4 protein-coding genes are annotated in these 11,108 nt (G+C 36.8%); 2 read left to right on the top strand and 2 right to left on the bottom strand.

From position 1 onward, the window contains the following. The first annotated feature begins 741 nt into the window (after window positions 1-741). A complete protein-coding gene (locus ABIQ28_RS07645) occupies window positions 742-1,242 on the top strand; it encodes a GreA/GreB family elongation factor (protein ID WP_348036296.1) in 501 nt (166 codons plus the stop codon). A 120-nt stretch (window positions 1,243-1,362) separates the two neighbouring features. Here the strand turns inward: ABIQ28_RS07645 and guaB are convergent, their stop codons facing one another. Together guaB and ABIQ28_RS07635 are read right to left on the bottom strand one after the other, a co-directional pair. Beyond that, entirely contained in the window at window positions 1,363-2,835 is a 1,473-nt protein-coding gene (gene guaB, locus ABIQ28_RS07640; RefSeq protein ID WP_348036295.1) for an IMP dehydrogenase, read from the bottom strand. 536 nt (window positions 2,836-3,371) lie between these two features. Continuing rightward, on the bottom strand, window positions 3,372-4,328 hold the full coding sequence (locus ABIQ28_RS07635; RefSeq protein ID WP_348036294.1) for a tetratricopeptide repeat protein: 957 nt from the start codon (window positions 4,326-4,328) through the stop codon (window positions 3,372-3,374). A gap of 461 nt (window positions 4,329-4,789) precedes the next feature. Between ABIQ28_RS07635 and ABIQ28_RS07630 the strand changes: the two genes are divergently transcribed. Next, a complete protein-coding gene (locus tag ABIQ28_RS07630) occupies window positions 4,790-10,837 on the top strand; it encodes an MG2 domain-containing protein (protein WP_348036293.1) in 6,048 nt (2,015 codons plus the stop codon). Window positions 10,838-11,108: the final 271 nt, after the last annotated feature.

Genomic DNA, 11,108 nt, shown 5'->3' with positions numbered 1-11,108 from the left:
GTTCGATATGTTTTACCTTATCAAGAACTTTTGGCTTATTATCTGTTTGTGAAAAGCCTATAGCGCTTATAAGCACGAAGGCCATGATCAACATTTCATTTCTAGTATTCCATTTTTCTTTCATTTTTATTGAGATTAAATTGCATAAATCAAAATGTGAAGCGGTATGAAATTGGATTTAATTCAGTTTATTAGTACTTAACTACTTTGTCTTTTAATCAACTAATTGTTTAGAAATTCAATTTAAAAATCATTACATATCATGGTTGCAACGAATGGGAACGTATAAGAACGCATTCTGTTTTTAATACAATCGAATTAATTCAGGCTGATTAGGAGATGTTGCAACAAATTTAGCACATTTACGAATTGAGTTGATTTTTTTTATGCCAAATTTTTGGATAATTTTCAAAGTCTTCCACAACAGATTTCTTATCAGAACTCGGTCTATTTGCAGGGGCCATGACAGTACTAGTGGTCTTAAAGAACTTAGGAAGAAGGAGTCCAAAAATAAAACACCGATTTGAAAACTTCATAAAGCCGACTTTTATGTCAGATATATTCAAACAACATACCTCATAGATTCATCTATTTTTAAAATTTATTGACTGCCATTTAGGACTGATGCTCATCATAAATAAAAGAGCGCTAAGTTTTATATCTAACCTTTCACTTTGGAAAGTATTCTAAATTCCTTAATTTTAAAGTAACAGAGCATTGAGCACATTAATAAAGTAAACCATGAGCAGAGGATTTGTAAAAGAAGATGATCAAGAAGAAATACCATTAGTACCACCAAGAGCAGACTTGCCAGAAGGTGTCATCAATTATGTGACGCCAAATGGAATGGACGAACTTCTCAAAGAAAAAGAACAGTTAATTGCCGAGCGCGAAAACTTGAAAATAACAAACGAAAGTGAAAAACGCATTGCTACCAACCATATCAACGCGAAATTACAGCTTCTGACCAACCGAATTGCAACGGCCAAAATAGTAGATCTCAACCTACAACCACAACATGAAGTGCGTTTTGGAGCCTTGGTCACTTTAAAAATCGGAAATGAAAAGAAACTCCAGCAGTATCAGATTGTAGGCGTTGATGAAGCCGATATCTCTAAAGGTAAAATCTCATTCATTTCTCCCATTGCAAAATTATTGACGGACAAAAAAGTTGGAGAAAAAGCAGTTTTGAAATTGGCCAAAGAAGATCGAATTTTTGAAGTTATGAAAATTGTTTACTAAGATGGATTGCAATTCCCTTTTCAAGTTTAACAAAACGATATTAATAGTATTTAAACAAAAAACACGACCATTGAAAGTCGTGTTTTTAATTTATTGTCATTCTGTTTCTACAGAAGTTAATTATCTTGAATAATTAGGAGATTCCTCAGTAATGGTCACATCATGTGGATGGCTTTCATTGATTCCTGACGTCGTAATTTTAACAAAACGCCCATTTTCTTTTAGCGTTTCAATGTCTTTGGCACCGCAGTAGCCCATTCCAGCCCGCAAACCTCCAATAAATTGATGGATGCTCTCAAACAAATCGCCTTTGTACGGCACACGCCCTACAATTCCTTCTGGCACCAACTTTTTGATATCATCCTCCACATCCTGAAAATAACGATCCTTACTACCTTGTTTCATGGCATCAACAGATCCCATGCCTCGGTAAGTTTTGAATTTTCGTCCTTCATAAATAACGGTTTCTCCTGGAGACTCCTTAGTTCCTGCCAACAACGACCCTAACATCACCGTGTCAGCACCAGCAGCAATAGCTTTAGGAATATCGCCTGTATAGCGAATACCACCATCAGCAATTACCGGCACACCAGAACCTTTAATAGCTGCAGCAACTTCCAATACCGCAGAAAATTGTGGATACCCCACACCTGCGACTACACGTGTTGTACAAATAGACCCTGGACCAATACCAACTTTAATGGCATCAGCACCAGCTTCCACCAAGTATTTAGCCGCTTCTGCAGTGGCAATATTACCAACTACAACTTCAAGATCAGGGAATTGTTTTTTGATAGCTTTCAAAACGGTTACCACTCCTTTGGTATGGCCGTGAGCCGTATCAATAATCACAGCATCCACTCCAGATTTCACTAAAGCCTCTGCCCTTTCTACCGCATCACCCGTTACACCAATGGCTGCAGCGACGCGCAAACGACCAAAAGTATCTTTATTAGAAATGGGCTTGGTTGTTAATTTTGTAATATCTCTAAAGGTTATCAAACCCGCAAGATTATAATTCTCGTCAACAATCAGTAGTTTTTCGATTTTGTTCTTTTGAAGAATCCCTTCTGCATCATGCAAAGAAGTCCCAACCGGAGCAGTCACCAAATTATCTTTGGTCATGACTTCCACAATCGGACGTGAACCATTTTTTTCAAAACGTAAATCACGATTGGTAACAATTCCTTTTAAAATGCCATGATCATCAATGATAGGAATACCACCAATGCTATGTTCGGCCATGTTCTGTTTGGCATCCTGAACGGTTGCAGTCAAAGGCAAAGTCACAGGATCGATGATCATGCCACTTTCGGCACGTTTCACTTTCCTGACTTCATTGGCCTGTCGCTCAATGCTCATGTTTTTATGTAACACCCCAATACCACCTTCTCGCGCCATGGCAATGGCCATAGCACTTTCAGTAACGGTATCCATAGCAGCGGATACAATAGGAATATTAATCTTTATATTACGGGTAAATTGAGTTTGGATATTGACTTCTCTAGGAAGAACTTCAGAAAAAGCTGGAACTAGTAAAACGTCATCGTAGGTCAATCCTTCGCCTACTATTTTGTTTTCGTGTGCTGTCATTGCAATTACGGTTTAATTGCGTGCAAATCTACGGAATATTTATGGTAATTAGTCTTAAAATTTTCCTATAGTCTATACTTTATTTCTGATTAAAATAAATTAAAAACCAGAAGCAAGATCCCTATTTGAATTGGAGTTGTTGAAATGGACTGTTTTGTCTCATTATAGATTGTTGATTGCTCATTTTTGATTGTTGATTTTCAGATTGAATAAAAATCATTTATTCTATAAGATGAAATCCCAGATTTCACAAAGTTAACTTCCCCTTCTTTGCAAGGAGGAGTGGATTCTGCTTTAGAAAGAAGCAGAAGACGAGGTGGTTTAAACTTTATGGATGAATAGTACGAATTATATTTTAGAAATTGAGACGTTTATAATAGGTAACCCTTCCGTATTTAAGCTCTTTGCTGAGTTTAAATCCACCTTTCCTTGAAAAAAGGAAAGGAACTTTTGATTTGGCGGTGTTTGAAAATTCAGTTAATCTGAAGATAATAATTTAGGTGAAATCGGAGTGTTGTTGATTGTGTAAGCTTGCACTACTTCAAACTTAAGATCACCGTCTTCTCCTTCTTAAACGCATCTTCTTTTGGTAATTCACTAATAGCAAGTTCAATATAACTCAAAGCCTCTGGCTTATTTTTTAGAAGTTTGCAAATCTGTGCCAATCGAAAATTTGCCCAAGCTTTTGGCATCTCATCTGCCTTAGAATAATTTTTCAGGTACATTTTTAAATGTGCTTCTCCTTTATCCAATTGCACGTTATAATCTACAGAAACTTTTCCAATCTGATAATTTAAGAGATTTTGTTGGTGTTTATTATAAGCAACTTCCATATTGGCAATCGCTTTATCGTATTGCTTCTGATGTTCATATAAGTTTGTCAATTTTTCATAACAAAGAAAAGATCCACCTTCCACGATAGCGAGCTTATAATACTTTTCTGCAGAAACAAATTCCTTGTCATATTCATAAATATAACCTTTGGCCAAATAGCCATCTACTTTAGAGAGATTTTGTAATTCGTCCGCATATTTGAGCGCCTTACTTTTGCTACCACCAATGATTCCTGGCAACTGCATATACAGCTCAACCAAAGCCCATCGGGTGTTGATATGTTTCGGATCAAGATCGGCTGCCGTGATGAATTCATGCTTCGCATCGCCAATAATTCCCACCGCTTTTATTTTGCTAATTGATAGTGCTTTCATACCCAACGCACCACCATATTTATAATGATAATTGGCCGTTTTGGGACTTAAATCCACCAAGATTTTATAATTCTCAATAGCCTCATCCCATTTTTTCTGATGGCCATATATATCTCCCAACAATTCAATCGCCTTCCGATGATCAGGATGGTGCATTACATAAGAAACCATAAGGTCTTGTGCTTTTGTAAATTGTTTGTCAGCTAGGAATTGCTCAGCTTTTTCAAGATCCGTCTGACCTATGGCAAAAAGTGAAAAGAAGAAAAAAAAGACAGTATATTTCATATAATAGATTCTGAATTCAAAAGTAGACATTCTTAGGTATTATTGTCTAATTAAAGCTTCTTCGAACTACGTAAAAAACATTAGAGTTTAGAGGTTTTCGAAGTTTTATTAACTCTCATTCCGCTAGAAGGACTCCTAACCTCCTTCATTTTTCCAGGTTTTATAAAAATAAGTAGGACATTTGGTTTGGTTCGAATTTAAATCCTAAACACATTTTTTTTCACATTACGATTCAAGTCTTTGTTCTTAATTCTAAAAGCGAAGCGATCTTGATTCCTTATTAATGAATAGTGATGCTTATGGTATTGTTTTTGCATAATGACAAAAAGATAATAAAGTTAACTTCTAATTTTGTTAACTTCACTCAATCAAACGCAGGCCTGACGTATTTCGTCTTTTTTAAAAAGTCATTACATATTAGATTTCGAAAAATTTCTTTTCAAGGATAAAAATATATTCAAATGATGAAACATTTTATAGCAGTATTTATGGTCGTTTTTTTTGCAAATTTCACACAGGCGCAATCCAACAATTACGAAAAACTCTGGAAACAAGTAGAAAAATTGGAATCTGAAGGTTTGACTAAATCAGCTTTAGAGGTGGTTGATCAAATTTCCAAATTGGCCTTTACCGACAAAAACACCTCACAACACGTAAAGAGTTTATTGTACAAAAGTAAGTACGCACTGGTTTTAGAGGAAGATGCTCAATTAAAGATCATCAACGATTTCAAATCCCAAATTGCAAAAAGCGAAAGCCCAACCAAGAATATTCTAGAAAATATGCTCGCCAATTTATATTGGCAGTACTTTCAACAAAATCGTTATCAATTTTACAACAGAACAAAGACAGAAAGCAAAGTCAATGCTGACGATTTCAGAACTTGGGACTTACAAACCTTATTTTCAGAAATTGATCATCATTTTCAAAATTCGCTTAAAAACGGGTTGATCCTTCAGCAAATCCAATTAGTGAATTATGATGAATTATTACAGACTCAAAAGGATTCAAAATTATACAGACCAACGCTTTTCGATTTTCTAAATCAAAATGCCCTGACGTTTTACCAAACAGATGAAAACAGCATTACCCAACCTGCCTATAAATTTTCAATTGATAATCCTGAGTTTTTAAGTGATGCCAAAACTTTTTCAAAATTAGAGATTACCCATCAAGATTCGACGTCGCTGCAATTCAAAGCGTTAAAAATTTATAAAAACCTCATCGCTTTTCATCTCAAGGATAAAGAACCTTATGCCTTAGCTGATGTGGATATTCAACGCTTAATTTTTGTTAAAAACAGTGCGACATTTCCTCATAAAGACGCTATATTCTTGAATACACTTAAAAAGGCTTCTGAAACCTATAAAAGTTATGACGTTTCTACACGTTATGAATTTGAAATAGCATCACTATATTATCAACAAGGCCAAAACTTCCAAGCCAAAACCAAAGCTGATGTCCGCTGGAAATTCAAAGAAGCATTAGAAATTTGCAACGCTGCGATCAAAGCCTTCCCTAAAAGTAAAGGTGCCGAAAATTGTATCGTTTTAAAGGATATCATTTTAAAACCAACTTTACAACTCACTGCAGAAAACAGTATTCCTGTTCAAGAAAACAGTCTATTATTGGTAAGCTATTCTAATTTGAATAATTTAAAATTCAAAGCATTTAAAATTTCTGATTCACAATTAGAGAAATTTAATAAAACCTTTCGACAAGAGGAACAATTTGCTTTTATCAAAAGCTTAAAACCCACGGAAGATTGGCAAAGCCCACTTAAGGACGAAAAGGATTTTCAAGTACACACTACTGAGGTTGTCGTTCCAAAATTGAGCAACGGACAATACCTTATTGTAGCAACGCCTGATTTTTCGAATGGCGAATTTTTCGCTTATAAAACGATTCAAGTAACCAATATGGCGTTGCTGACCAAGTTTGATACCAAAAAAGAATTGTTTCAATTGATCAACAGAACCAATGGTCAACCAATTGTTGGGGCGAAAGTTACAGTAAGCTACCAAGAAAATTATAATAACAGTTATAAAACACAAAGTTTCCAAACCGATAAACAAGGCGAATTCAGCCTGACAAACTCAGAAAACCGCTATTACAATATGGATGTTACCGCAGTCTATAATGGCGAAACTGCCTACTTTAAGAATTATTATAGCAACAGATATTATAACGATAACGATGGGCCAGATCAAGTGAGCTACCATCCGTTTTTATTTACGGATCGCAGCATTTACCGACCAGGACAAGTGGTTTACTTTAAAGGCATTGCTACAAAAACAGAACATAAAAAGACCAGCGTTTATGCCAATCAATCAACAAAAGTGACCCTTACCAATGTCAATGGCGAAGTGGTTAAGGAACTACAACTCAAAACCAACGATTACGGTTCGGTTTCCGGAGAATTCATACTTCCCAATGATGGATTAACAGGTAGTTTTGGCATCAGCATCTTTGCCGGAAGTTACGGTTACACAACTATTTCTGTTGAAGAATACAAACGTCCAAAATTTGAGACCAGCTTTAAACCCTTAACCGAAACCTTTAAAGTCAACGATTCTGTTACCGTAAAAGGTAAAGCTTTGGCGTATGCAGGAAGTAACATTACCGATGCAAAAGTAGTGTATCGTGTCCATCGCAAAGTCAAATTTCCACTTTGGTATTATTGGTACCGACCTTGGTTTAACAGTGAGCCACAAGAAATTGCACATGGCGAAAGCATCACAGATAAAAACGGCAATTTTGAAATTACTTTTAAAGCTATTCCTGATGAAAGTGTAGATAAAACCAATTTGCCAGTGTTCAATTATGAAATTACCGCCGATGTGACCGATCTTAATGGCGAAACGCGAAGTGCAACCACAATTGTGAATATTGGCTATCATGCGCTTTTAGCAAATATCAATATTGAAGATCAGTTGGATAAAACCAGTAAGAAAAACCAATTAACACTTACGACCAAAAATTTAAATGGCGAATTTGTTCCCGCTCAAGGCACAATCAAAATTTATAAACTCGAAGCTCCGAGAGAAGTTTTAAGACCGCGTCCTTGGGCAGCACCAGATTACCAAGAGATGTCTCGTGAAGAGTTTAAAAAATTATTTCCGCATGAAGCCTATCAAGATGAGCAGAACCCAGAAAATTGGGACAAAGGAAAAATAGTTTTTGAAACCAATTTTGACACTTCTAAATCCAAGGAAATCGACTTAGGAAATCTTAAAAAATGGGATTCTGGAAACTATGTCGTTGTTTTGGAAAGTAGCGATCGATTTGGACAGTTGGTAAAGGATCAAGCCAGAACTTTTGTGTTCAGTCCAGAAGACAAAACACTTCCTGACCATCAATTATTTAGTGTGAGCACCGATCAATCCACTTATAAAATCGGACAGAATGTGATCATTACTTTTGGTAGTGCTGCGGAAAACTTAGTAGTCACAGTAGATGTAGAAAAAGATCGAAAAATCATCAAGACTTATATTATTCCGCTGAGCAATAACAAAAAAACGATTGCCATTCCTGTATTAGAATCAGATTTGGGCGGCTTTGCCGTTCATTACAGTTTTGCAGCTTTTAACAGTTTTCAGTCTGGAACACTAACTATTGCTGTTCCGTATCCAAAATCAGAATTGACTATTGAAACCAAAACCTTTAGAGACAAATTAGAGCCTGGAGCCGACGAAACCTGGAGTTTCAACATCAAAGGCCCACAAGGCGATAAAGTAAGTGCTGAATTATTGGCAAGTATGTATGATATGTCTTTGGATCAATTTCAACCGCATCAATGGATATTTAGTCCGTTATATCAACCTGTTTATTACAGCAATAACCAGCGGAGCGCCACTAATAGCTTTGGCAGCGGCGCTTTTAATGTGTATTTGCCAACCAATAATTTAAGCTATCCCTACCAAAATTATGATCAATGGAATTGGTTTGGCCTTTATTTCGGGAATGGAAGATATGGGATGGATACAATGGTTCGAGGCATGGCTTCAGGGGTTCAAATGGAAAACACTTTGGTAATGCGAAAAGATTCATTCTCTGACAACAAGGCTGAAGGAGAGGTTATGGAACAACTGAATACACCTCCTCTACCACCATCTCCTTCGGATTCAAACAATGAACCTAAAGAAGATTTAGAATCTGTCGGCATTCGGAAAAATCTTCAGGAAACGGCATTCTTCTTTCCACTATTACAAACCGATGCAGACGGAAATGTCACATTTAGTTTTACGACACCAGAAGCTTTGACCAAATGGAAATTACAGTTATTGGCCCATACTAAATCCTTAGAAAGCGCAACCACATCTTTAGAAACTGTTACTCAAAAGGAATTGATGGTCATCCCAAATGCACCTCGTTTTCTACGTCATGGCGATGCGATTTCCATCAGTACCAAAATCGCTAATCTTACAGATAAGTCGTTATCTGGAGAGGCCATTTTACAACTTTTTGATGCGATTACCGGCAATGCTATTGATGCAAAACTTAATAATTCTAACAATAGAAAACCTTTTACTGTCGATGCGAAAGGCAACACCCAAATCACGTGGAGTTTAAACATTCCTGATGATGTGGATGCCGTCTTATATAAAGTCATTGCAAAATCTGGCGTTTATAGTGACGGCGAACAAAACGTCCTACCGGTACTCTCAAACCGAATGTTGGTAACCGAAACCTTGCCGATGTGGATGCGTTCTAATGAAACCAGAACTTTTACTTTAGACAAATTGGCTTCATCAGGCTCAGCCGCTTCAAAAACACTCAAAAACCACAAACTGACCTTGGAAATGACTTCCAATCCGGCGTGGTATGCCGTTCAGGCTTTGCCTTATTTAATGGAATATCCATACGACTGTAACGAACAAATCTTCAGTAGATATTACGCCAATGCGTTGGCCAGTCATATCGCCAATGGCAATCCGAGAATTAAAGAGGTATTTCACCAATGGGCTTCTCAAGATGCCTTGATCAGCAATCTTGAAAAGAATGACGAATTAAAAGATATCCTAATTCAGGAAACGCCTTGGTTACGAGATGCCCAATCTGAAACTGAGCAAAAGAAACGGATCGCGCTATTGTTTGACCTAAACAAAATGACCAATGAATTGCAATCGGCACAACGCAAACTTCAAAACAACCAAATGAATAACGGCGCATGGGCGTGGTTTGAAGGTGGGAGAGAAAATCGTTTTATCACACAACAAATCATTACTGGTTTTGGGCATTTGAAACAACTTGATGTTAACCAGAAGGGAATTGAAGGATCATCTAGTGACATGATCAAAAAAGCCATCACTTATTTAGATGCCGAATTTGTTCAAGAATATAAAGACATCAGAAAATATGATAAAAAAGTCGATTTAAGCAAAGACCATTTAAGCTATACGCAATTACACTATTTGTATATGCGTAGCTTTTTCCCGGAAATCGCAAAAAGCAAAGAAGTTCAAACCATCACCGATTATTATCAAACGCAAATCCAGAAGTATTGGCTACCGCGTTCCATATATGCTAAAGGCTTGATGGCAATGGTTTCGCATCGCGCTAAAGATTCAAAAACCGCGAATAGCATTTTAAAATCTCTAAAGGAAAACAGCATTACTTCTGATGAATTAGGCATGTATTGGAAAGACAATAAATCCTCATGGTTTTGGTACCAAGCGCCGATTGAAACGCAAGCGCTGATGATTGAAGCTTTTTCAGAAATTCAAAAGGACGTAAATACGGTTGATAATTTAAAAATCTGGTTGCTTAAAAACAAACAGACCAACAGTTGGAAAACCACCAAAGCCACAACCGAAGCTGTTTATGCCTTATTGTTGCAAGGCAGTGATTGGCTGAGCGTCACTGATATGGTCGATGTTGTTGTGGGCGGCAAAAAAATCGAACCTTCCAAATTAGAAGCGGTTAAAGTAGAAGCTGGAACTGGCTACTACAAAACATCCTGGACTGGTCCAGAAATAACCCCAGAAATGGCAAACGTGACTTTGACTAAAAAAGGCGAAGGCATTGCTTGGGGAAGTTTGTACTGGCAATATTTCGAAGATCTGGACAAAATAACTTTTGCTGAAACGCCATTAAAATTGAACAAAAAACTGTTCCTTAAAACTAATACCGATAAAGGCGAACAAATTTCAGAAATCACTTCCAAAACTGATTTAAAAGTAGGCGATTTGGTAAGAGTTCGCATCGAATTACGCAGCGATAGAGACATGGAGTTCTTACACATGAAAGATATGCGTGCTGCAGGTTTTGAGCCAGTGAATGTTTTGTCTAGCTACAAATACCAAGACGGATTGGGCTATTATGAAAGCACAAAAGATGCGGCGACCAATTTCTTCTTCGACTATTTACCAAAAGGCGTTTATGTTTTTGAATATGATTTACGTGTGAATAATAGTGGAAATATGAGCAATGGTATTACCACCATTCAAAGTATGTATGCTCCGGAGTTTACAAGTCATAGTGAAGGGATAAGAGTTAATGTGGAGTAAAAAAAGCTGGAAGCTGGAAGCACGAAGTTGAAAGCACGAAGTTGAAAGCACGAAGTTGAAAGCACGAAGTAAGAAGTAGTAAGTGAGAAGTTCAGTTTGTCGCTAAAACATCAAACTCAGCCCAATTAAATAATTCCTTCCCTTTTTCAAGGGAAGGTGGATTCAATTCCAGAAAAGGAATTGAATACGGAAGGGTTATCTAATTCTAAACAAGAAAATAACAGCAATAATAAAAACCACCTCGTCTTCTGCTTCTCTACCGAAGCAGAAG

Origin of the sequence: Gelidibacter sp. (genome assembly GCF_039916245.1) — a bacterium.
Taxonomy (GTDB): Bacteria; Bacteroidota; Bacteroidia; order Flavobacteriales; family Flavobacteriaceae; genus Gelidibacter.
Note: the sequence above shows the minus strand (reverse complement) of the source record. Positions and strands in the feature narration are given on the sequence as shown.

What these genes read in the sequence shown, in the direction of transcription:
- ABIQ28_RS07645 (WP_348036296.1), top strand. Translation starts at nt 742, where the DNA reads ATGAGCAGAGGATTTGTAAAAGAAGATGATCAAGAAGAAATACCATTA.
- guaB (WP_348036295.1), bottom strand. Translation starts at nt 2,835, where the DNA reads ATGACAGCACACGAAAACAAAATAGTAGGCGAAGGATTGACCTACGAT.
- ABIQ28_RS07635 (WP_348036294.1), bottom strand. Translation starts at nt 4,328, where the DNA reads ATGAAATATACTGTCTTTTTTTTCTTCTTTTCACTTTTTGCCATAGGT.
- ABIQ28_RS07630 (WP_348036293.1), top strand. Translation starts at nt 4,790, where the DNA reads ATGATGAAACATTTTATAGCAGTATTTATGGTCGTTTTTTTTGCAAAT.